Source organism: Pseudomonas mohnii (genome assembly GCF_900105115.1).
In the GTDB taxonomy this organism is placed as follows: Bacteria; Pseudomonadota; Gammaproteobacteria; order Pseudomonadales; family Pseudomonadaceae; genus Aquipseudomonas; species Aquipseudomonas mohnii.
Genome location: NZ_FNRV01000001.1, coordinates 27,342 through 49,694, shown reverse-complemented (window position 1 = coordinate 49,694; position 22,353 = coordinate 27,342). Strand labels below are relative to the sequence as shown.

General features: G+C 59.9%; 16 protein-coding genes and 1 pseudogene. 9 read left to right on the top strand and 8 right to left on the bottom strand.

The window, feature by feature from the left end; genetic code table 11:
* Window positions 1-31: 31 nt before the first annotated feature.
* From BLV61_RS00195 to BLV61_RS00175, 5 genes are all read right to left on the bottom strand, one after another.
* Complete coding sequence (locus tag BLV61_RS00195; protein ID WP_047538635.1) at window positions 32-376, bottom strand: cupin domain-containing protein; 345 nt, start codon at window positions 374-376, stop codon at window positions 32-34.
* 136 nt (window positions 377-512) lie between these two features.
* Entirely contained in the window at window positions 513-899 is a 387-nt protein-coding gene (locus BLV61_RS00190) for a VOC family protein (protein ID WP_090461697.1), read from the bottom strand.
* A 46-nt stretch (window positions 900-945) separates the two neighbouring features.
* Window positions 946-2,070: an S-(hydroxymethyl)glutathione dehydrogenase/class III alcohol dehydrogenase gene (locus tag BLV61_RS00185; protein WP_090461695.1), complete on the bottom strand. Its 1,125-nt coding sequence runs from the start codon at window positions 2,068-2,070 to the stop codon at window positions 946-948.
* 112 nt (window positions 2,071-2,182) lie between these two features.
* Complete coding sequence (locus BLV61_RS00180; RefSeq protein ID WP_090461693.1) at window positions 2,183-3,151, bottom strand: glycine betaine ABC transporter substrate-binding protein; 969 nt, start codon at window positions 3,149-3,151, stop codon at window positions 2,183-2,185.
* A 153-nt stretch (window positions 3,152-3,304) separates the two neighbouring features.
* Entirely contained in the window at window positions 3,305-4,144 is an 840-nt protein-coding gene (locus tag BLV61_RS00175) for a HalD/BesD family halogenase (protein WP_090469641.1), read from the bottom strand.
* A 139-nt stretch (window positions 4,145-4,283) separates the two neighbouring features.
* Between BLV61_RS00175 and BLV61_RS00170 the strand changes: the two genes are divergently transcribed.
* The 5 genes from BLV61_RS00170 (at window position 4,284) to BLV61_RS00150 (ending at window position 11,814) form a co-directional block, all read left to right on the top strand.
* Window positions 4,284-5,168 (top strand): LysR family transcriptional regulator, encoded by an 885-nt coding sequence (locus BLV61_RS00170; RefSeq protein WP_236693088.1) that lies wholly within the window; start codon window positions 4,284-4,286, stop codon window positions 5,166-5,168.
* A gap of 149 nt (window positions 5,169-5,317) precedes the next feature.
* Complete coding sequence (gene tspO / locus BLV61_RS00165; RefSeq protein ID WP_047528929.1) at window positions 5,318-5,758, top strand: tryptophan-rich sensory protein TspO; 441 nt, start codon at window positions 5,318-5,320, stop codon at window positions 5,756-5,758.
* 206 nt (window positions 5,759-5,964) lie between these two features.
* A complete protein-coding gene (locus BLV61_RS00160) occupies window positions 5,965-7,170 on the top strand; it encodes an efflux RND transporter periplasmic adaptor subunit (RefSeq protein WP_244159756.1) in 1,206 nt (401 codons plus the stop codon).
* Window positions 7,167-10,376: an efflux RND transporter permease subunit gene (locus tag BLV61_RS00155; RefSeq protein WP_090461691.1), complete on the top strand. Its 3,210-nt coding sequence runs from the start codon at window positions 7,167-7,169 to the stop codon at window positions 10,374-10,376. Before BLV61_RS00160 ends, BLV61_RS00155 begins: the two co-directional genes overlap by 4 nt.
* A 1-nt stretch (window position 10,377) precedes the next feature.
* Window positions 10,378-11,814: an efflux transporter outer membrane subunit gene (locus BLV61_RS00150; RefSeq protein ID WP_090461688.1), complete on the top strand. Its 1,437-nt coding sequence runs from the start codon at window positions 10,378-10,380 to the stop codon at window positions 11,812-11,814.
* A gap of 39 nt (window positions 11,815-11,853) precedes the next feature.
* On the opposite strand, the gene BLV61_RS00145 is transcribed toward BLV61_RS00150, so the two are convergent.
* Complete coding sequence (locus tag BLV61_RS00145; protein ID WP_090461686.1) at window positions 11,854-13,638, bottom strand: SulP family inorganic anion transporter; 1,785 nt, start codon at window positions 13,636-13,638, stop codon at window positions 11,854-11,856.
* Window positions 13,639-13,686: 48 nt separating this feature from the next.
* Window positions 13,687-14,508: a polyphosphate kinase 2 gene (gene ppk2 / locus BLV61_RS00140; protein WP_047528921.1), complete on the bottom strand. Its 822-nt coding sequence runs from the start codon at window positions 14,506-14,508 to the stop codon at window positions 13,687-13,689.
* Between the two features lie 380 nt (window positions 14,509-14,888).
* Between ppk2 and BLV61_RS00135 the strand changes: the two genes are divergently transcribed.
* A complete protein-coding gene (locus BLV61_RS00135; protein WP_047528919.1) occupies window positions 14,889-16,601 on the top strand; it encodes a cation:proton antiporter in 1,713 nt (570 codons plus the stop codon).
* 7 nt (window positions 16,602-16,608) lie between these two features.
* On the opposite strand, the pseudogene arcD (BLV61_RS00130) reads toward BLV61_RS00135, so the two are convergent.
* Window positions 16,609-18,037: pseudogene (gene arcD, locus BLV61_RS00130) on the bottom strand (arginine-ornithine antiporter).
* Between the two features lie 465 nt (window positions 18,038-18,502).
* Between arcD (BLV61_RS00130) and arcD (BLV61_RS00125) the strand changes: the two are divergent.
* The 3 genes from arcD (BLV61_RS00125) (at window position 18,503) to BLV61_RS00115 (ending at window position 22,300) form a co-directional block, all read left to right on the top strand.
* Window positions 18,503-19,930 carry an arginine-ornithine antiporter gene (gene arcD / locus BLV61_RS00125; protein WP_090461683.1) on the top strand — a complete coding sequence of 476 codons (1,428 nt, stop codon included), beginning with the start codon at window positions 18,503-18,505 and terminating at the stop codon, window positions 19,928-19,930.
* Window positions 19,931-19,964: 34 nt separating this feature from the next.
* Complete coding sequence (arcA, locus tag BLV61_RS00120) at window positions 19,965-21,221, top strand: arginine deiminase (RefSeq protein ID WP_090461681.1); 1,257 nt, start codon at window positions 19,965-19,967, stop codon at window positions 21,219-21,221.
* Between the two features lie 68 nt (window positions 21,222-21,289).
* On the top strand, window positions 21,290-22,300 hold the full coding sequence (locus BLV61_RS00115; RefSeq protein WP_090461679.1) for an ornithine carbamoyltransferase: 1,011 nt from the start codon (window positions 21,290-21,292) through the stop codon (window positions 22,298-22,300).
* Window positions 22,301-22,353: the final 53 nt, after the last annotated feature.

Here is a 22,353-nt window from a genome sequence, read left to right as displayed (position 1 = left end):
GTCCGCTGCCAATGCGGATGTCCCGTTGAGCTTACCCCTGCCTGACGATGTCGACCGAGATCTCACACGCCGCGACCGTTCCCCTGTTTTCAAGCCAGTGGGTGGTGTTCCGGTCTTCAGGCCAGCCCACTCCCGGCCCGTAGTCGGTGGCCGTTCCATTTCGATGATCGGTGATCGTTCCTTGCAATATGTAGACGATGCCCGGCCTGTCGACATGGTTGTGCACCGGCCCGAACACGCCTCCAGGCTCGATGGTCACCAAACGCATCCTGAGTTGGCGCCCGGCCATGCCCTCGATCTCGGGACCCAGGTCGATCGTTGCGAGTAACTGCACCGCAACACCTTTCGTTTCGGGTGCCATTTGTTCGTTGCTCATCATGCGCTCCTCTTTGTATCTGCAGGCCCTGATGAGCAGTAGACACCTTAAAAGGCCTGAGCAGTCGAGAGGCGACCAAGGGTCGATTTCGTGGCGTCGTGAAAGGCGAGGCTTGAACCAAGCCTCGCCCTGACACTTACAAGGCAGGCTTGAAGCAATACGCCGCCAGCTTGTTGCCGTCGAGGTCGCGGGCATAGGCCGCATAGGCGTTTGGCGCCCAGCCGCGAGGACCCGGTGCGCCTTCGTCGGTGCCGCCATTGGCCAGCGCGGCGGCGTGGAAGGCATCGATCGCGGCGCGATCCGGCGCTTCAAAGCTGACCGTGACACCGTTGCCCAAGCTCGCCGGGGCGCCGTTGGCCGGTTTCAGTACGAAGAAGGACGGGGCGTCCTGGCCCCAGATCGAGCCATTGTCATCCAGGTCGGCGAGGCGCTTCTGGCCCAGTGCGCCGAGGACTTTGTCGTAAAAGTCGCGGGCTTTTTGCAGATCGTTGGTGCCGACGGTGACATGGGTAAAGATGCTCATTGTGATGTTCTCTCGGGTAAAAACACGGTGGGTGGTAGTGGTTGAATCAGCGATCGAAATGAATGACTGTGCGGATGCTGCGGCCTTCATCCATCAGGTCGAAGGCCCGGTTGATGTCTTCCAGGCCCATGGTGTGGGTGATGAAGGTCTCCAGCGGGATTTCGCCCGTGCGGGACTTCTCGACATAGCTGGGCAGTTCACTGCGCCCTTTCACGCCACCAAAAGCCGAACCGCGCCAGACGCGACCGGTCACCAACTGGAACGGACGGGTACTGATTTCCTGCCCGGCACCGGCGACGCCGATAATCACCGACTCGCCCCAGCCCTTGTGGCAGCACTCAAGTGCGGCACGCATCAGCTGGACGTTGCCGATGCACTCGAAGGAGTAATCGACGCCGCCCTCAGTCATTTCGACGATCACTTCCTGGATCGGCCTGGCGTAATCCCTGGGGTTGATGAAGTCGGTGGCGCCCAGTTGCCTGGCGATCTCGAATTTGGCCGGGTTGATATCGATGGCGATGATGCGGCCAGCCTTGGCCATGGTCGCACCGATGATCGCCGCCAGGCCGATACCGCCCAGGCCGAAGATGGCCACGCTGGCGCCCTCTTCCACCTTGGCGGTGTTAAGCACCGCACCGATGCCGGTGGTCACGCCGCAACCGAGAAGGCAGACCTTGTCCAGTGGTGCATCCTTGGGGATCTTGGCCAGGGAGATTTCCGGCAGCACGGTGTATTCGGAAAAAGTCGAGGTGCCCATGTAGTGGAAGATGGGCTGCCCCTGATAAGAAAAGCGGCTGGTACCATCCGGCATCAGGCCCTGGCCTTGGGTGGCACGGATCTTCTGGCAGAGGTTGGTCTTGCCGGACCGGCAGAATTTGCACTCGCCGCATTCCGGGGTGTACAGCGGGATCACATGATCGCCCACCGCGAGGGAGGTCACCCCCTCACCCACGGCTTCGACGATACCGCCGCCTTCGTGGCCGAGAATCACCGGAAAGATACCTTCCGGATCGGCACCGGACAGGGTGAAGGCATCGGTATGGCAAACACCGGTTGCCACGATCCGGACCCGTACTTCCCCGGCTTGCGGGGGTGCCACGTCGACTTCGACAATTTGCAGGGGCTGGTTGGCCGCGAACGCCACAGCCGCTCGTGATTTGATCTTGTTCATAAAATTCCGCACGCAAAAAAGGCTGCCTCTGGATAGAAGCAAGAAAGTCAGTCGTGAATTCGGTGTTGCGAAAGGCGTTATGGCTGGCGGGCGTCCTTGCCCTGATTGCCGATTAAAGCGCCGCCTGGATTTTGCTGGCGACCGCATCATCCACCCAGGCATGCCACACTTCGGGGTGTTCCTTGAGGAAGATTCGGGCCAGTTTGGGCGACTCGATGCGTTCCCTGGTCATCCTCGCCAGGTTCTGATTCAACAGTTCGATGGGAATATTGACCTTCTCCAGCACCGCCACCAGTTCGGGCGCCTGCTCATGGAAGGCTTTGGAAATGCCGACTTTGGTCACCACGTTTTTGTCGACACCCGGCTTCTCTTCCAGCCGTATCGCATCGATCTGTCCCATCAGTGGCGTCGGCGACCAGTAGTAGAACAGCACCGGTTCCCCGCGCTTATAGCTGGACAGTACCGCGGCATCCAGGGCTGCACCGGTTCCCGGACGGAAGTTGACGAAGGTGTTTTCAAGACCGTATTCCTTCAACATCTCCGTGTTTTCCTGTTCGCAGATCCAACCTGCCGGACAGTTGTAGAATCGCCCTTTGGATGGTTCTTCCGCGTCGCGAAAAACCTCGGGGTATTTGCTCAGGTCAGCGACCGTCTTCAGGTCTGGCGCCCGCGCCGGCTTGTTGCGTTTCGCGTCCCCTTCAACCACGTAACGCGGCACGTACCAGCCCTGAACGGCGCCGATGATCGGCGAGCCGATCGCCACGACCTTGCCGGCCGCCGCCGCCTTTTTCCAGACTTCACTACGCTCCATCCACTCTTCGCCGAATACCTGGATGTCGTTGCTGGCCAGAGCGGTCTCGAGAATGATGGTATTGCCGACCAACTCGTCGGTTGCACAGCCGTACCCTTCCTTGAGCACAATCTTCATGATGTCGGTGAGCAGCATCCCGCTCTCCCAGTTCAGACCGGCAAACTTCACCGACTTGCCCGAGTCGCACCACCCTGATGCCTGGCTTGAAGCACTGGCAACCAGTACGCCAAGGGTCAGTAACGAGGCCAGCAAGTTCTTCCTGTATTTCATGATCAGACGCTCCGAAATTATTATTGGGGGCAGCGAGCTGTTGCGTGCTGCACCTGCAAAACGAGACCCACCGATCAAAGGTGGACAAGTGCCTGTGCAAACACGTGAAGCGAAGAAGTGAATCGACTGTTTTTATTGTGAGTGCTGCTGAACTTAAACCAATGGCTCTACCGACGTGCGTCCGTAGAACAATTTACGTGCATAGTCGCTGAACTCGACATTGGGCTGATCCACGTAGGCAAATACCGCGTTGAGCCTGAGCCTGTCCCCCACCACCGGCGTCACACGGTGCAGTGAATAACGGCCACGGAACAACGTCAGCGTTCCGGGCACCTGCGGCAGCACTTCTATTTTCTGTGTCGCGGGGTTGTCGAGGAATTGCCCGACCGCGTCATAGCAATCGTCGTTCTCGTTACGCAGCATGCGCACATACTCAAAATCGCCACCGGCAGTTGCCGCCTGAAGCGACAGCGTCACGCTGAAGTCTGAACGATCAAAGTGCCAGCCCAACTGTTGCCCCGCCGAGAAACCTTGCAGATTAAGCGCCGCCAATGGATCTGCATGGCGATAGAGCACGTCCAGATTCAGTACATCCCGAATGAACGAAAGTACGTCGTCCGATTGGTAAATCTGCCGGATCAGATGGTCTGTCGGGATATCGGCGTAGGCGACCGTATCTTTTTCGGTGCTCATCAATCGCCGCAGCGGGTGCGTCGGTTCAACGCTGTCGTCCTGCGGCTTGAAATACACCGTGTGGTTTTCCCGGAAAGGGAACATGCGCGGGTGCAGCGCAAGGGTTTGATCCGCCATCGAGGCGACCACTTCATCGCGGACGAACCCCGGAAAGATCGCAACGCCTTCTTCGCCCAGCAACGATTGGCTGCGGGCGACCAGTTGCTGATACGCCGGATGGCTTCGATTGGTGATGGGATAACGCTCGAGGTCGACGATATCGCCCAGAGTGACTGCAGGGGTGAAAGCAAGCTTTGACATGTTGTTGTTCTCCGGTGGGCTGTTGCTGAAACCAGATTGCACCGGAGCAAAAAACAAGTCACGCTCATATTTTTACGCAAATTTGTGAATTATTTTCAGGTCGCGCCTACCTATGAGACTCACTCTGGATCACCTCGTCATGCTGCAAACCCTGTCGGAAGTCGATTCAGTGACGGCCGTTGCCGAGCGCCTATGGCTGACGCCCTCCGCCGTCAGTCACCGCATACGCGAGGCGGAACGGCGACTGGGTGTGAGCCTGACAGAACGATCCGGAGGAAAACTAAGACTCAGCCCTGCCGGCGTGCGCCTGGAACGAGCCGCCAAGGACATCATCGCGATACTGAATGAAGCCGAGTCCGAAGCCCGGTCCATGGCTGGAGGCGTTACAGCGTTTGTTCGTATGGGGGTCACCTCCTACGGACCGTTTCGCTGGATCCCCAAATTCATCAAGCATTATTCAAACCTGCGCCCGGACATCGAAATCACACTGGTGACGGTGCCGCGCAACGACGTTTATGCGAGCTTGATGCAAGGTCGGCTTGACGTGTCCATTATCGATGACGGCATGGTGCCCAGCGGCGTCGCAAAGTTGCCGCTGTTCCGCGACGATTTGATTGCGATCATGGCCACCGACCATCCCCTTGCGGGAAGGAAAAATATCTACGCCGAAGACTTCAAGACCTACAACCTGGTGACCTACTCAACCGATCGCGCCAGTGGCTGGGAATATGATCGGTTCTTCGCCCCCGCCAGCATCTTGCCACGGCGCATGATCACCGTGGAGTTGATCGAAGCCATCGTCGAACTGGTTCGTTCAGGGTACGGAATCAGCATATTGCAACGGGATTTGGTGACCCCCAGCCTGGAGCGTGGGGAGCTGGCATGGGCGGCCCTGAATGACGGCCTCGACATCGCCTGGAACGCCATCGTTCGCCCCTCCGAGCGGGAAGACAGCGAGGTCAACAAAATGGTTACGGAACTGAGCACCTGGATTAAAGATACTGGAAATCCTGAACTACGCTAATTCAGGCCGGGGCGCATGCACCGGGAAAGCAGCGATCAGTGAAATGTCATCCCTCGACCCAAACTTTTCGCTTCGCCGAGCGTCTTTTCTTTAAGAATGCCGACATGGCTTTGTAACCCCGGACAACTGACCTCAATCAAGGACTGGTGATGACCTTTTTCATTTTTCTTCTCGCCTGCGCTGCTGCCGCCACCACCGGCCTGCTGTTCAAACCGGGCCCGTGGTACGAGTCTCTCGTCAAACCCGGCTTCACACCGCCCAATTGGGTGTTTCCCGTCGCCTGGTCGTCTATCTATCTTCTGCTCGCCTGGGCCGGATACCGGTTGAGCCTGATCCCTGGAAGTCAGGCGGTGCTGGCTTTATGGGCGGCGCAGATCGCACTCAATACACTCTGGACACCGGTGTTCTTCGGCGCTCATCGCCTCTTCGCCGCCATGCTGATCCTGACACTGCTCTGGCTGGTCGTCGCGGCAATGGTGTTGATGGCATTGCGGCTTGACGTCATCACCGGCCTGATCCTCTTTCCTTACCTTGCATGGCTGTGTGTAGCGGCTGCGTTGAATTTTTCCATCTGGCGCAATAACCGCTGACGGTGAATTGCGAACGTCCGGGGGACCAGATCCTCTCGTTCTAATGCGCGTAAAGCCGGTGGCGTCAATCTCACCGGCTCGTCAAGAAACGCAGCTCAGTAGAACATCGTAATCACGGCTTTTTTTTGAGCCAAAAACGCCCCTCGCCACTGGTATCCAAAGCAATGCTAGCTACGCTTGCTTCATCGACCTGAGGGAGCATTGGTATGGGTGGCGTGAAATTTTCCAGCGGTTTCGGCCTGCCAGTTGCCAGTCTGCTGGGGATTTGCGTCCTGTTGGCCGGCTGCGGAAAGGAACCGGTTTCCCCGGCGCGCAAGCCGCCTGAAGTAACGGTCATGACGGTCACCGCCCGCGACACGCCAGTGACCTTCGAATTCGTCGCCCAGACCCAGAGCTCCCGCGAGGTGGAAATCCGTGCTCGCGTGGCCGGATTCCTGGAGAAGCGGCTGTACACCGAAGGCGATGTGGTGAAAGCCGGGCAGACACTGTTCCAGATGGACCGTAAACCCTTTGAGGCCGCGCTGCTGTCGGCCCAGGGTCAACTGGCCCAGCAACAGGCCCGCTGGGAAGTGGCCAAGGCTACGCTGGCCCGGGTCAAGCCACTGGCGGCGCAGAATGCAGTCAGCAAGATGGACCTGGACAATGCCGTGGGCAACGAGCGTGAAACCCGTGCTGCCGTGCTGGCCGCAGAGGGTACTGTGCGTACCGAACAGTTGAACCTCAGTTACACCACCATCGCCTCGCCCCTCAACGGGCTTTCCAGCTACGCCAAGAAGCAGGAAGGCAGCTATGTGACGCCAGGCGAGTCGGGGTTGCTGACGTCGGTGTCACAGATGGACCCGATGTACGTCAATTTCAGCCTCTCGGAAAACGAAACCCTGAAGTACCGCGACGAAATCGCCGCCGGCCATCTCATTTTCCCGCCGCGCAGTGAATTTATCGTTGAGGTAGTTCTGGCGGACGGCACCGTGTTCCCCAACAAGGGCAAGTTGAATTTTCTGGCGCCTTCCTATAGCCAGGGCACCGGCACCTTCCTGGTTCGCGCCGTGCTCGCCAACCCCGATGGCCTGCTCCGCCCCGGCCAGTTTGTGCGAGCACTGGCCAAAGGGGCCTCCCGGCCCAACGCCATTCTCGTACCGCAAAAGGCCGTGCTCGAAGGTGCCAGAAGTCACTTCGTATGGGTCCTCAATGCCGAAGGCAAACCCGAGCAACGGGTGGTTGAAGTGGGTGACTGGCAGGGTGACAACTGGTTCATCAACAAGGGCCTGCGGGCCGGCGAGCGCATCGTGGTCGATGGCGCGATCAGGGTCACGCCGGGCGGGCCGTTGAATATTGTCGATGCGCCTGGCGCCGCTTCCACAGGCGCCGCCGACGGGCAACCGGCAAAAGCCAATGGCGGGAAAAGCCAATGAGCATTTCTCACTATTGCATCGATCGGCCCATCTTCGCCTCGGTGATTTCCATTATCATCACCCTGGCCGGTGCAGTGGCCATGCTCAAGCTGCCCGTTGCGCAGTACCCGGACATCACGCCGCCACAGATTACGGTGGCCGCGACATACCCCGGGGCCGATGCACAGGTCGTGGCCAATAACGTGGCCGCGCCCATCGAGCAGCAGGTCAACGGCGCCGACAACATGATCTACATGAACTCGTCGAGCTCCGCGACGGGCAACATGACCCTCAACGTTTTCTTCGAAATCGGCACCGACCCGTCCCTGGCCCAGGTCGACGTGCAGAACCGGGTCAACCTGGCCTTGCCGCAACTGCCCTCTGCCGTGCAGAGCCAGGGCATCCAGGTACAGAAAAAATCCTCGGCTTTCATGATGGTGCTTGCGGTGTATTCCGCCGGCGAGCGCTACGACAGCACCTACGTCGCCAACTATGCCAACCTCTATATCCTCGATGCGATCAAGCGGATTCCGGGGGCGAACCAGGCCAGTATCTTCGGCACCCCGGACTACGCCATGCGGATCTGGCTCAAGCCTGACCGCATGGCCCAGTTGGGCATCACCGCTGCCGATGTGCAGAAAGCCGTCGCCAATCAGAACCAGCAGTTCGCCGTCGGCCGGGTCGGCCAGTCGCCAACGGGGCAACCGGTCGAGCAGTCGTTTGCGGTGACCACCAAGGGGCGCCTGACCGAGCCTTCGGAGTTCGAGAACATCATCCTGCGCGCCAGCAACAACGGCGCGGCCATCGTTCGACTCAAGGACGTCGGCCGCGCCGAGCTCGGGCAAAAAGACTATTCCCTGCGCAGCACCTATCAGGGCCGGCCGGCGACGCTGATTGCCGTGTATCAGCAACCCGGCGCCAACGCCCTCGACGTGTCCGCAGCGGTGACCAAGACCCTGTCGGACATGAAGGCCACGTTTCCCGAGGGCATCGAATACAAGATCGTGATGGACACCACGGACTTTACCCGCGCTTCGATTACCGAGGTGATTCGCACCTTCTTCGAAGCCCTGGTGCTGGTGGTCATCGTGGTCTACGTCTTCCTGCAGAGCCTGCGGGCCACGCTGATTCCAGTGCTGGCGGTGCCGGTGTCGATCGTCGGCACGTTCATCGGCATGTCCGCCCTCGGGTTTTCGGTGAACATGCTGACGCTGTTCGGCATGGTGCTGGCCATCGGTATCGTGGTCGACGACGCGATCGTGGTGATCGAAAACGTCGAACGCAACATGCATGTACACAAGATGACGCCCAAGGACGCGGCGAAACGGGCGATGGATGAAGTGGCAGGCCCCGTGGTCGCCATCGTGCTAGTGCTGTGCGCGGTGTTCATTCCGGTGGCCTTCATGGGCGGTATCACCGGTCAGCTCTACAAACAGTTCGCGATCACCATCGCCATTTCCGTGGTGATTTCCGGCCTGGTCGCCCTGACCCTGTCCCCCGCCCTCGCCGCCCTGCTGCTCAAGCCACAGCACGGCGACAAGAACGCCTTTTTCCGCTGGTTCGAACGCAACTTCGAGCGCCTGACCGAGGGCTATTCACGCTCGGTGGCTTTCATGATCAAGCGCTTCGTCCTGGCGCTGCTGCTCTTTGCCGGGATGATCGTGCTGATTTTGTTGATGGCAGAGCGCATCCCCAGTGCATTCCTGCCACCTGAAGACCAGGGCTACTTGCTTGGCGCGGTGATCATGCCCGACGCCGCCAGCCTGGATCGCACCGCTGAAGTGGGCAAAGTGGCCAGTGACTTCTTCATGAACGACGAGGCGGTCGAAGGCGTCGCCATCGTTAACGGCTACAGCCTGCTGGATGGCCAGAACAAGAATAACGCGGGTGCGTTTTTCGTCGGTTTCAAGGATTTCGAGGAGCGTTACAAGGACTCCGAAACCATCAAGACCCAAAGCGCCCCGGCGGTGATCCAGAAGGCCGCGCGGGCGTTTTCCACGGTTCAGGGCGGGATCATCCTACCGGTCAACCCACCGTCCATTCCCGGGCTGGGCACCACCGGCGGCATGGAGGTCTGGGTTCAAAGCAAGGGCGACGGTAACGCCGATCAACTGGCGGAAATGGTGGGCAGTCTGCTGGCGAAGGCCAAGGAACGTCCGGAGCTCGGCGTAATCACCTCCACCTTCAACGTGTTTTCCCGCCAGTTGATGGTCGATGTCGACCGGGAAAAAGCGGAATCCCTCGGGGTGCCGGTGGAAGATGTCTACAGCGCCATGCAGACCATGTTCGGCTCGCTGTACGTGTCCCAGTTCAACAAGTTCAGTCGCCTGTGGCAGGTGATTTTGCAGGCCGAACCGGCCTATCGCTTGAAAGCCGAGGACCTGCAGGAGATCTTCGTGCGCAGCAAAAACCTGGACATGGTGCCGCTCAAGGCCCTGCTGACCACCCGCTACGTCACCGGCCCCGACCTGCTGACCCGTTTCAACAACTTCCCGGCGGTCAAACTCACGGCGAACCCCGCACCCGGTTATAGCTCTGGCCAGGCGCTCAAGGCCCTGGAAGAAATCAGCGCCGAAATCATGACCAACGACTACGCGCTGGCCTTGAGCGGCGAGGCGTTCGAAGAGAAAAAGAGCGGCGGCGCCTCTTCCCAGGTGTTCATCTTTGGCCTGGTGATGGTGTTTCTGATCCTCGCCGCGCAGTACGAAAAATGGTCGCTGCCGATCGGTGTACTGCTGGCGGTGCCTTTTGCCTTGTTCGGCGCTCTGCTCGCCGTCCTCCTTCGAGGCTTGAGCAACGACGTGTACTTCCAGATCGGACTGACCATGCTGGTGGCGCTGGCCGCCAAGAACGCGATCCTTATTTTCGAGTTTGCGGTACTCAACCGGGAGAGTGGCATGTCGGCCTATGACGCCGCCATGACCGCCGCAAGAGAGCGTTTGCGCCCTATCGTGATGACGTCCCTGGCGTTCATCCTCGGCTGCGTTCCGCTGGCCATTGCCGTCGGCGCCTCCGAAAACAGTCGCCACTCCATCGGCACGGGGGTGATCGGCGGCATGCTGGCGGCGACGGTGATCGCGATCTTCTTCATCCCCCTCTTCTATTACTTGGTGGAGCGAATGTTCGGGGAAAAGGACGCCGTCCAAAAACCTGCCAAACCCGCTGCACTGACACAGGCTCCGCAGCTTCCCGACGGCGCGGCGCAGAACAGACATGAGGGGGATTGAGATGCTTAAGCCCCCTTTCCCACTGTTGTTGTGCCTGGGCCTGGCGGGTTGCATGGTGGGACCTGACTACCAGCACCCGACAATTGAAACCCCGGCGGCCTACCGTTACGCGGACAAGGAAGCGAAGAATCTGTCGAACACGCTGTGGTGGGAGCAGTTCCAAGACCCGGTCCTGAATGATCTGATCCGCACCGCGCTGCTCGAAAACAAGGACATCAAGATTGCCGCCGCGCGAGTCGAGGAATTCCAGGGGCGTTACGGCCAGACCCGCTCCCTGCTGTTTCCACAAGTCGGGCTGGGCGCCCAGGGTCAGCGGTCCCGCTCGCAGCGAGACAACGGGCCGGTGCCGCTCGATCCGTCGGTGGACCCGGTGTTCAACAACTACCAGGCGATTCTCAGCGTGAACTGGGAACTGGATATCTGGGGCCGTTTGCGCCGCCTCGACGAATCCGCCCGTGCCGATCTGCTGGCGTCGGAAGAAGGCCGTCGAAGCGTCATATTGAGCCTGGTGGCGTCAGTCGCGTCGAGTTACGTGACGCTGCGTGATCTCGACCGGGAGCTGGAAATCGCCCGCACGACCGCCAAGGCGCGCGGTGAATCCTACGAAATATTCAAACTGCGCTACGGTGCCGGCACCATTTCCGAAATGGAATTGGCGCAGAATCAGTCCGAATACGAGCGCACCCGGGCGTCGGTTGCGCAATTCGAACCCCTGGTCGCACAACAGGAAAACGCCCTGGCCGTTCTGCTCGGGCGCAACCCGGGGCCGATCATCCGCGGGCGTGACCTGGCCCAACTGAATCTGCCAACGGTGCCTGCCGGCCTGCCGTCGGATTTGCTCGAACGGCGACCTGATTTGCGTCAGGCCGAGCTGAACCTGATCTCGGCCAATGCCCAGATCGGCGCAGCCAAGGCCCAGTACTTCCCGACCATTTCCCTGACCGGGCTGCTGGGCTCTGCCAGCAACCAGCTGTCGAACCTGTTCACCGGGCCCGCGTCCACCTGGTCCTATGGTGTTGCGGCGAGCATGCCGATTTTCACCGCCGGTGGTATCGCCGGGCAGGTGCAACAAGCCGAAGCCGTCCAACAACAAGCGCTGCTGATCTACCAACAGTCGATTCAATCGGCGTTCAGGGACGTGGAAAATGCCTTGGTCGCGTCGAGCAAATCCAGAGAACAGATGGCCTACCAGGCCAGGCAGGTCGAGGCACTGAGCACTTACGCCCACTTCGCACGGTTGCGCTACGACAACGGCTACACCAGCTACATCGAAGTGCTGGACGCCGAGCGCAGCCTGTTCGACGCCGAGTTGAACTACACCCGCACCCGTGGCTCGGTGTTCACAAGCATGATTGATCTGTACAAGGCTACCGGCGGCGGCTGGGTGAATCAGGCAGACAAACTGACCGCAACCGATGTGCCGAAAGCGCAGCCATGATCAAACCGCCAGGGCCCGCCCTATCGCCATCGTGATGGCTTACTCGAGATCCAGGTCATTTCCCTCCCGATGCTCTACGGGATAGCGTTGGAGGTAGTGGCTGACGGCGGAGCCCACCGTCGGGAAGAACGCCGACTCGCCAAACTTCTCGAGAAGCCCGAATCGCTTCAGCTTGTCCTTGACCGGGTCCTTCATTTCCGCCACGCACAATTCGATGCCGGCTTCGTACAAGGTCTGGTGCAGCTCGGCGAGCATGTCGGCGGAGGTCACATCGACACTGGTCACCGGCTCTGCCGCCACCACCAGCCAACGCACGGGCGTCGGGGATGCGGCCACGGCGTCCAGCACGCGGTCACTGAACAGCTCGGCGTTGGCGAAAAACAACGGTGCGTCCCAGCGAAACAACACCAGTCCGGGCAGCATACGCGCGCCGGGATAACGCTTGATGTCGTGAAAGCCTTGCACGCCTTCGGCGCGTCCCAGAATGGCAGAGTACGGGCGCCAGGCGTCCCACAGGAACTCGATGACCGCAATGACGATCGCCAGGCCGATGCCCTCGATCGCGCCAAACACGGCCACCCCGACCGTACAGACTATCGAGAGCCAGAATTCCCATTGCTGAATGCGATAAATTCGTCGCAGGTCGGTGACCTCGATCAGGCCAATCGCCGAGGCAACCACCACCGCCGCCAGCGCACTGGTCGGCAGGTTGTGCAGCAGGTCCGGCGCCACCATCAGCAACACGGCGACCGCCAGCGCACCGACGACGCCGGCCAGTTGGGTTCTGGCCCCCGCCGCTTCGGCCACGGGGGTGCGCGATGAACTGCTGCTGATCGGGAAACCTTGAAACAGCCCACCCGCCAGATTGGCGACGCCGAGCCCCACCATTTCCTGGTTCGGGTCGACATAGGAACGGGTGCGCGCCGCATACACCCGGGAAAGCACACTGGTGTCGGCGAATGACACGAGGGCGACGGCGCAACCGCCGATGAGCACCGGGACGATATCGTCAGTGGTGATCCACGGGATGGCGAATGCCGGCAAGCCTTGCGGCAGTGAGCCGAGGATCGCGACGTTGTACGTCGCCAGGTCCAGCAAACCAACGGCAACGGTGGCGCCCGCCACCGCAATCAGGATGCCCGGCACACGCTTTTTGTCTTTGAGCAGCAGGATCACCGCCAGGGTGGCGGCGCCAATCGCAAACGTGACCCAATTGGTCTTTCCATTCATCACGGCGGTTGCGATGGCCCAGAGGTTTCGCAGGGGGCCGTCCGACTCGATCGAAAAACCGAAAAACTTCGGTAGCTGACTGATCAATACCGTCAACGCGATCCCGTTCATGTACCCATAGCGAATGGGTTTGGACAACAGCTCCGTGACGAAACCCAGGCGCGCCACACCGGCCAGGATGCACACCGTCCCCGAGACGATCGCCATCATGCCCGCCAGGGCGATCGCGCGCTGCGGGTCGCCGCCGGACAATGGCAGGACCACGGCGAGGATCACCGCCGCCAGCGAGGAATCGGGCCCCAGTACCAGAATCCGGCTGGGCCCGAACAGCGCATAGGCGAGTAGCGGCACGATGGTCGCGTAGAGGCCATAGATACCGGGGACCCCTGATGCCACCGCATAAGCGATACCGACCGGCACCAGCATGGTCGTGAGCACCAGGCCGGCGACGATATCGTGCTGCAGCCAGGCAGCCTTGTAGCTGCGCAGCACTCGCAGGCCCGGCAGCCAGCGGCTCCAGCCAGGTTGGTCCGCGCCTGTTTCCTTGCGCGCAATCCGCCCCGGCTCGGGTGGCGTCGTATCCGATTGATTCATGGGACATCAGCCCTCTGGCGATGGCGCAGGTTCGCGCGGACGTACCGGTCAGAATTTTTGCGGGATTTTCCTGTAGGGATAATCCGGTTCGCGATAGCCATCAGGCTTCTGCCGCTTGGGCAACTTCACCTTCTCGCGCGGAACACTCTGGTAGGGGATGCGGCTGAGCAGGTCGGTGATGATATTGAGGCGCGCCCGGCGCTTGTCATTCGAGTTCGCAACAAGCCACGGCGCAAACTCGGTGTCGGTTGCCTTGAACATCTCGTCACGGGCGCGCGAGTAGTCGTACCAGCGACTGTAGGACTTGAGATCCATCGGGGAAAGCTTCCAGATTTTACGTCCGTCCTGGATGCGCGCCTCGAGTCGACGGGTCTGCTCTTGCTCGCTGACCTCCAGCCAATACTTGAGCAGGATAACTCCGGAATTGACGATGGCGTGTTCGACCATGGGGGCCGTTTTCAGGAAGGCTTCCACCTGCTCTTCGCTGCAGAACCCCATCACCCGCTCGACGCCCGCACGGTTGTACCAACTGCGATCGAAGATCACCACTTCACCGGCCGCGGGCAGGTGCGGCAGGTAGCGCTGCACATACATCTGGCTTTTTTCACGGTCGGTCGGGGCTGGCAAGGCCACTACCCGAAAGACCCTGGGGCTGACGCGCTCGGTCAGCGCCTTGATCGTCCCGCCCTTGCCGGCACCGTCGCGCCCCTCGAAGACGATACAGACCTTGACGCCCTTTTTCTGGACCCACTCCTGCAGCTTGACCAGTTCGACATGCAACAGGCGCAATTGCGCCAGATACGCTTTGTTTGTCAGTTTCGGGCTTTCAGCGGAAGCGCCCTTGGAGCTGCCTTTTTTGTCCTTTGCCATGTTCAAGACCTCACGAAGAAGAGTCACTGACTTACAAAAGTTCGCCCCGGCGGAGGCGTACTGCAAGCATCGTCCGTTCAAGCCTCAGAAACGGGATCACCCACGGCATTCAAGTTCACGGGCTTGCGCTGATCCCGGCCTTTCGACAGGGCAATTCCAGCCCTGTGAGTGTAGTTTGAATCGATATTGCTGCCGTATTCACGCGAGCAAACCCCGGTTGTGTTCGAAGCGCGGGCTACACTCCCCCGGTAACCACGCACTGGCTTAGCGTTACCCTCGATAGCCGACTTGAAGAATCAGGCCCCCCTGACGTCAACCTTTCGCCTTGAGCCTCACTGGCGCGGCGTTGTGGCCGCCCCCAGTACCGTCACGGAGTCTCCATGTTTGTCAGTCTGATCATCATCCTCACCTCCTCGCTGGTCGTCATTTCCCTGTTCTATCGCCTGCGATTGCCACCGGTGCTGGGTTATCTCTTTGTGGGCCTGATCGTCGGCCCCAAGGCGTTCGGCTGGGTGGATGACAGTGAAGCGCTACCGCTGCTCGCCGAACTGGGCGTGGTGTTTTTGCTGTTTTCGCTCGGGCTGGAGTTTTCCCTGTCGAAAATGATCGCGCTGCGCCAGGTTGTCTTTGGCCTGGGCAGCCTTCAAGTGCTGGTGTCCGGGGCAGTGCTGGGCGCATTGCTGATGCTCGCCGGCGTGCCGACCACGCCCGCACTGTTACTCGGCGGCGGCCTGGCGCTGTCGTCCACGGCCATTGTCAGCAAGGAGCTGACCAGCCTCGGCGAGATTTTCAGCAGCCACGGCCAGAATGCCATCGGCGTTTTGCTGTTCCAGGACGTGGTCGCGGTGTTGTTGCTGACCCTGGTGCCCGTGTTCGCCGGCACCAGTGATCAAGCCTGGTATTGGGCGCTGCCCCTGACCCTGGGCAAAACCGTGGTGTTGTTCTTCGGGCTGTCCCTGGCCAGTCGCTGGGTATTGCCGCGCCTGTTCCATGAGGTCGCGGCGGCTCGCTCGGCGGAATTGTTCGTCTTGCTGGCCCTGGTGATCGTCCTGCTGACCGCCGGGCTGACGCACCTGATCGGTCTCTCCCCTGCCCTGGGCGCATTTCTCGCCGGCATGTTGCTGGGGGAAAGCCACTACCGGCACCAGATCGAGGCCGATCTGCGGCCGTTTCGCGACATACTGCTCGGCGTGTTTTTCATCAGCATCGGCATGCTGATCGACTTGCGCCTGTTCGCCAGTCATGGCCTGCTGATCCTCGGGCTGACCCTGGCGTTGTTGCTGATCAAGGGCAGCGTGGTCGCGCTATTGGTCAAATTACGTGGCAGCGACCGGGAGACCGCCTGGCGCAGCGGCCTGGCGTTGGCTCAGGGGGGTGAATTCTGCTTTGCATTGATGGCGCAGATGCAGCAAAACGACCTGATGCCCGCCGGGCTCGGCAGCTTGCTGCTGGCGGCGACGTTTTGCTCAATGGTGGTCACTCCGTCGCTGCTGCGCGCTGCGCCCTGGATTGCCGCACGTCTGCACCGCAAGCCCAACGAAGAGGCGAAGCTGGAGGAAATCAGCGCGCTTAACGCCGGGGTGCAGGGCCATGTGGTGATTTGTGGTTACGGTCGCGTCGGGCAATCCATCGGGCGCATCCTGCACAAGGCCCGGCAGCCCTACATCGCCCTCGATAATGACCCGGTCCGGGTTCGGGAAGCCGCCGTCGCCGAAAGCGCGGTGCATTACGGCGACTCTCATCGTGGCGAGCTACTCGTCGCCGTGGGCCTGGAACGTGCCAGCCTGGTGGTCATAGCCGTCGACAAATCCGAGGTTGCCCTGCAGGTGGTGAAGGAGGCGCGCCGCATCAATCCGCACGTGCCGATCCTGGTGCGTACGCGGGACGACAGCCAGAGTCCCGAGTTGAAAGCGGCCGGTGCCAGCGAAGTGGTGCCCGAGTTACTCGAGTCCAGCCTGATGCTCGCCTCCCATGCCCTGATCATGCTGGGCTTCCCTGAGCGTCAGGTCCTCGACCGCATCGCTCAGGTACGGCATGACCGCTATCGCCTGCTGCATGGATTCTATCCCGGTGCCGAAGACGAGGAGGTTTGAACACGCCTCATAACGACAGAAAACCGCTGTACAACCCATATCCCGCCAGGCCGGCACCGGTGATGACGCAGGTAAAAATGCCCTTCTCGAAATGGGTAAACAGGTGTTCGCCCTGCTCGTGCTTGGCCTTGGCGAACAAGATCACCCCCGGTGCATACAGCAAAGCCGAGAGCAGCAGGTATTTCACGCCCCCGGCATACAGCAGCCACACCGCGTAACTCAACGCGATGCCGCCGATCAACAGATCCTTGGTCCGCTCCGCCGAGGCATGCTCATAGGTTTCCCCGCGCCCGCTCAACAGCACCGCATAAGCCGCCGACCACAGGTAGGGCACCAGAATCATCGAAGACGCGAGGTAGATCAGGCTGGTGTAGGTCCCTGCGGAAAACAGCGTGATCAGCAAGAAAATCTGGATCATTGAATTGGTCAGCCACAAGGCGTTGACCGGTACATGGTTGGCGTTCTCCCGGGTCAGGAACGCCGGCATGGTCTTGTCTTTGGCGGTGGCAAACAGGATCTCCGCGCACAGCAATGCCCACGACAACAAGGCCCCAAGCAATGAAATCGCCAGGCCGACGCTGATCAGTACCGCCCCCCCAATGCCCCACCACGTGCTCCAGAACAGCGGCCAGCGACGGGTTCTGCAACGTCGCCAGTTCAGGCTGGCTCATGATCCCGAGCGACAACACGTTCACCAATACCAGCAGCGCCAGGACACCGAGGAAGCCGATCACCGTCGCCCGCCCGACATCCGCGCGTTTCTCTGCCCTGGCCGAATAGATGCTGGCGCCCTCAATGCCGATGAACACGAACACCGTCACCAGCATCATGTTGCGCACCTGGTCCATCACGCCGCCGAAGTCCGGATTGCTCTTGCCCCAAATGTCGCGAGTAAAGACTTCGGCCTTGAACGCCACCGCAGCAATCACGATGAACATGATCAGCGGGACGACCTTGGCCACGGTGGTCAACTGGTTGATGAACGCCGCTTCCTTGATCCCGCGCATCACCAGAAAGTGCACCGCCCACAGCAGCACCGAGGCGCAGCCGATGGCGATCGGTGTATTGCCCTGGCCAAATACCGGAAAAAAATAACCGAGGGTGCTGAACAGCAACACGAAATAGCCAACGTTGCCCAGCCAAGCACTGATCCAGTATCCCCACGCGGACGAGAAACCCATGTAGTCGCCAAAACCGGCCTTGGCATAGGCATACACCCCCGAGTTCAGCTCCGGCTTGCGATTGGCCAGGGTCTGGAATACGAAGGCCAGGGTCAACATGCCCACGGCGGTAATTGCCCAGCCAATCAGGACCGCGCCGGCATGGGCGCGTTCTGCCATGTTCTGAGGCAAAGAGAAAATACCGCCACCAATCATCGAGCCCACCACCAGGGCGATCAATGCACTGAGTCGAAGCTTTTGCGTCGGTAGCGACATTCCTGGGTCTCCATGTATTTCCCGATGCGGCCGGGTGCTGGCACAGCCATCAAACCGTCACTTGGTTGGCATTAACTAACATGGTCAAAGCGTAATTACGTTTATTAAATAACGCCAAATCCGGGATCCGTTTATTTATAGCCGATCAGAATATAGGCGCCTTGCTAAGAACACTTGGGTTGAACGAAACCGTTAATCCACAAGCGCTACTGGAATCGGATGTCAAAAATTTGCGAAAACCAAAAAACGAACTAGCTTAAAAACTCAAAGCAATACCGGGTATTGCCGCTTGTTCTGTCAAAGCCCTCTGGATAAGGCCTTTCCGGAGAAATCACTATGCCAATGAAATGCGCATAAGTCCTTCAAATTACGATGGAATGTACCCATGTACTGATCTAAGTCAGATGATTGAATTGCTAACAGAACTAATCTGTTGTCTCTCTTCTCCTGCATTGGAGTCATGCAATGTCTGAATCCCCCGGAAAACTGAAACTTGGCGCACTGGTTGCCTTGGTCGTCGGCTCGATGATTGGCGGCGGCATTTTCTCTTTGCCACAAAACATGGCCGTGAGTGCTGACGTCGGCGCCATTCTAATTGGTTGGGCAATTACCGCCGTGGGCATGTTGACCCTGGCCTTCGTGTTCCAGACCCTGGCCAACCGAAAGCCTGATCTGGACGCCGGGGTTTACGCTTATGCCAAGGCCGGTTTTGGCGACTACATGGGTTTCTCGTCCGCCTGGGGATACTGGATCAGTGCCTGGCTGGGCAACGTCGGTTACTTCGTTCTGTTGTTCAGCACGCTGGGGTATTTCTTCCCGATCTTCGGCGAAGGCAACACCGTGGCCGCCGTCATCGGCGCGTCAGTGCTGCTGTGGGCCGTGCATTTCCTCGTGTTGCAGGGGATCAAGGAAGCGGCGTTCATCAACCTGGTGACCACTGTCGCCAAGGTCGTGCCGCTGATGCTGTTCATGTTGATTACCTTGTTTGCCTTCAAACTGGACATCTTTACCGCTGACATCTGGGGCCTGAAAAACCCCGACCTGGGCAGTGTGATGAACCAGGTGCGCAACATGATGCTGGTCACCGTGTGGGTGTTCATCGGCATCGAAGGTGCGAGCATTTTCTCGGCGCGGGCGGAAAAACGCACCGATGTGGGTAAAGCCACCGTGATCGGTTTCATCACCGTGCTGCTGTTCCTGGTGCTGGTGAACGTACTGTCGCTGGGCGTCATGACCCAACCGGAACTGGCCAAGCTGCAGAACCCGTCGATGGCCGCCGTGCTGGAACACGTGGTGGGCCATTGGGGCGCGGTGCTGATCAGCGTCGGTCTGGTCATTTCGCTGCTCGGTGCGTTGCTGTCATGGGTGCTGCTGTGCGCGGAAATCATGTTTGCCGCGGCCAAGGACCACACCATGCCGGCGTTCCTGCGCAAGGAAAACGCCAAGCATGTACCGGTCAACGCCCTGTGGCTGACCAACGCCATGGTGCAACTGTTCCTGATCATCACCCTGTTCTCGGCCAGTACTTACCTGTCACTGATCTACCTGGCGACCTCGATGATCCTGGTGCCGTACCTGTGGTCGGCGGCCTATGCGTTGCTGTTGGCGGTACGCGGGGAGACTTATGAAAACGCGGCGGCCGAGCGCCGCAAAGACCTGCTCATCGGTGCTGTCGCCCTGATTTACGCGATCTGGCTGATCTACGCCGGCGGCGTCAAATACCTGCTGCTGTCCGCCCTGCTCTATGCCCCCGGCGTGATTCTGTTCGCCAAGGCCAAGATGGAACTCAACAAACCGGTTTTCACCAACGTCGAGAAGCTGATTTTCGCAGCCGTCGTCGTGGGCGCCCTGGTGGCTGCCTATGGGCTGTATGACGGCTTCCTGACCATGTAATAGCTGAATAATTGTCATCTGGAGGATCACGGTAATGACCACGGAAAAAGTTAAGTACGGCGTCCATTCCGAAGCCGGCAAGCTGCGCAAAGTCATGGTTTGCTCCCCCGGCCTGGCCCATCAGCGGCTGACCCCGAACAACTGTGACGAACTGCTTTTCGATGATGTGTTGTGGGTGGCACAAGCCAAGCGCGACCATTTTGACTTCGTCACCAAAATGCGAGAACGCAACGTTGATGTGCTGGAAATGCACAACCTGTTGACCGACATCGTTGCCATTCCCGAAGCCCTGGACTGGATTCTGGAGCGCAAGATCACCGCCAATTCGGTCGGCCTGGGTCTGGTCAATGAAACGGGTTCGTGGCTCCGCAGCCTGGAACCGCGCAAAATCGCCGAGTACCTGATCGGCGGCGTGTCGGCCGATGACCTGCCGGACAGCTTCGGTGGCAAAACCATCCAGATGTTCCGCGACTTCCTCGGCCACTCCAGCTTCATTCTGCCGCCGCTGCCCAACACCCAGTTCACCCGGGATACTACCTGCTGGATCTACGGCGGCGTGACGCTCAACCCGATGTACTGGCCGGCGCGCCGCCAGGAGACGCTGCTGGCGACCGCCATCTACAAATTCCACCCGGAGTTCACCAACGCCGATTTCCAGATCTGGTACGGCGATCCTGACCAGGAACACGGCAGCTCCACCCTTGAGGGCGGCGACGTCATGCCAATCGGCAACGGCGTGGTCTTGATCGGCATGGGTGAGCGCTCCTCCCGTCAGGCCATTGGCCAACTGGCGCTCAATCTGTTCAAGAACAAAGCCGTCGAGAAAGTGATCGTCGCCGGCCTGCCAAAATCCCGTGCAGCGATGCACCTGGACACGGTGTTCAGCTTCTGCGACCGCGACCTGGTGACCATCTTCCCGGAAGTGGTGAACCAGATCGTTGCCTTCACCCTGCGTCCGGACGAAAGCAAGCAAGGCGGCATCGACATTCGTCGCGAAGAAACCAACTTCCTCGACACCGTGGCCAAGGCCCTCAATCTGAAAGCACTGCGCGTCGTGGAAACCGGCGGCAACAGCTTCGCCGCCGAACGCGAACAGTGGGACGACGGTAACAACGTGGTCGCCATGGAACCCGGCGTGGTCATCGGCTATGACCGCAACACCTACACCAACACCCTGTTGCGCAAGGCCGGGGTCGAGGTCATCACCATCAGCGCCGGCGAACTCGGCCGCGGCCGTGGCGGTGGCCACTGCATGACCTGCCCGATCATTCGCGACCCGATCGACTACTAACCTATAGACCTCGGTCCGTACTTACCGAGTGCGGACCAAGGGGATAACCGACACCCTGGAGATCCAAAATGGCGTTCAACATCCATAACCGCAATCTGCTGAGCCTGGAACATCACACCCCTCGCGAATTGCGCTATCTGCTCGACCTGTCTCGCGACCTCAAGCGGGCCAAATACACCGGCACGGAACAGCAACACCTCAAGGGCAACAACATTGCGCTGATCTTCGAAAAGACCTCGACCCGCACCCGCTGCGCCTTCGAAGTCGCTGCTTATGATCAGGGCGCCAATGTCACCTACATCGATCCCAACTCTTCGCAGATCGGCCACAAGGAAAGCATGAAGGACACCGCCCGGGTGCTCGGGCGCATGTACGACGCCATCGAATACCGTGGCTTCAAACAGGAAATCGTCGAAGAACTGGCCAAGTTTGCCGGCGTCCCGGTGTTCAACGGCCTGACCGATGAATATCACCCGACGCAAATGATCGCCGACGTGCTGACCATGCGTGAACACGCCGACAAGCCGATCCATGAAATCAGCTACGCCTACCTCGGGGATGCGCGTAACAACATGGGCAACTCGCTGCTGCTGGTGGGTGCCAAGCTCGGTATGGACGTGCGCATTTGCGCGCCAAAAGCCCTGTGGCCGGCGGACGACCTGGTGGGTCGCTGCAAAAAATACGCGGAAGAAAGCGGTGCCCGCATCACCCTGACCGAGGACCCGAAAGCTGCGGTCAAAGGCGTGGACTTCATCCACACCGACGTTTGGGTATCCATGGGCGAACCGGTCGAAGCCTGGGCCGAACGCATCAAGCAACTGCTGCCGTATCAGGTCAACGCCGAACTGATGAAAGCCACCGGCAACCCGCGCACCAAGTTCATGCATTGCCTGCCCGCGTTCCACAACAGCGATACCAAGGTCGGCAAGCAAATTGCCGAACAGTATCCGCACCTGGCCAACGGCATCGAAGTGACGGACGACGTGTTTGAGTCACCGGCCTGCATCGCCTTCGAGCAAGCGGAAAACCGCATGCACACCATCAAGGCGATTCTGGTGTCGACTCTGGCTGACTTGTAACAGCTGACTCGGCTCCTTGTGGGAGCTGGCTTGCCAGCGATGGCCGCACCTCG

Excerpts from the sequence above, each read along its gene's own strand:
- BLV61_RS00170 (WP_236693088.1), top strand. The coding sequence starts at position 4,284 with ATGCTGCAAACCCTGTCGGAAGTCGATTCAGTGACGGCCGTTGCCGAG.
- BLV61_RS00115 (WP_090461679.1), top strand. The coding sequence starts at position 21,290 with ATGGCGTTCAACATCCATAACCGCAATCTGCTGAGCCTGGAACATCAC.
- BLV61_RS00175 (WP_090469641.1), bottom strand. The coding sequence starts at position 4,144 with ATGTCAAAGCTTGCTTTCACCCCTGCAGTCACTCTGGGCGATATCGTC.
- arcA (WP_090461681.1), top strand. The coding sequence starts at position 19,965 with ATGACCACGGAAAAAGTTAAGTACGGCGTCCATTCCGAAGCCGGCAAG.
- BLV61_RS00155 (WP_090461691.1), top strand. The coding sequence starts at position 7,167 with ATGAGCATTTCTCACTATTGCATCGATCGGCCCATCTTCGCCTCGGTG.
- BLV61_RS00145 (WP_090461686.1), bottom strand. The coding sequence starts at position 13,638 with ATGAATCAATCGGATACGACGCCACCCGAGCCGGGGCGGATTGCGCGC.
- BLV61_RS00135 (WP_047528919.1), top strand. The coding sequence starts at position 14,889 with ATGTTTGTCAGTCTGATCATCATCCTCACCTCCTCGCTGGTCGTCATT.
- BLV61_RS00150 (WP_090461688.1), top strand. The coding sequence starts at position 10,378 with ATGCTTAAGCCCCCTTTCCCACTGTTGTTGTGCCTGGGCCTGGCGGGT.
- BLV61_RS00160 (WP_244159756.1), top strand. The coding sequence starts at position 5,965 with ATGGGTGGCGTGAAATTTTCCAGCGGTTTCGGCCTGCCAGTTGCCAGT.
- BLV61_RS00185 (WP_090461695.1), bottom strand. The coding sequence starts at position 2,070 with ATGAACAAGATCAAATCACGAGCGGCTGTGGCGTTCGCGGCCAACCAG.
- arcD (WP_090461683.1), top strand. The coding sequence starts at position 18,503 with ATGTCTGAATCCCCCGGAAAACTGAAACTTGGCGCACTGGTTGCCTTG.
- tspO (WP_047528929.1), top strand. The coding sequence starts at position 5,318 with ATGACCTTTTTCATTTTTCTTCTCGCCTGCGCTGCTGCCGCCACCACC.
- BLV61_RS00190 (WP_090461697.1), bottom strand. The coding sequence starts at position 899 with ATGAGCATCTTTACCCATGTCACCGTCGGCACCAACGATCTGCAAAAA.
- ppk2 (WP_047528921.1), bottom strand. The coding sequence starts at position 14,508 with ATGGCAAAGGACAAAAAAGGCAGCTCCAAGGGCGCTTCCGCTGAAAGC.
- BLV61_RS00180 (WP_090461693.1), bottom strand. The coding sequence starts at position 3,151 with ATGAAATACAGGAAGAACTTGCTGGCCTCGTTACTGACCCTTGGCGTA.
- BLV61_RS00195 (WP_047538635.1), bottom strand. The coding sequence starts at position 376 with ATGAGCAACGAACAAATGGCACCCGAAACGAAAGGTGTTGCGGTGCAG.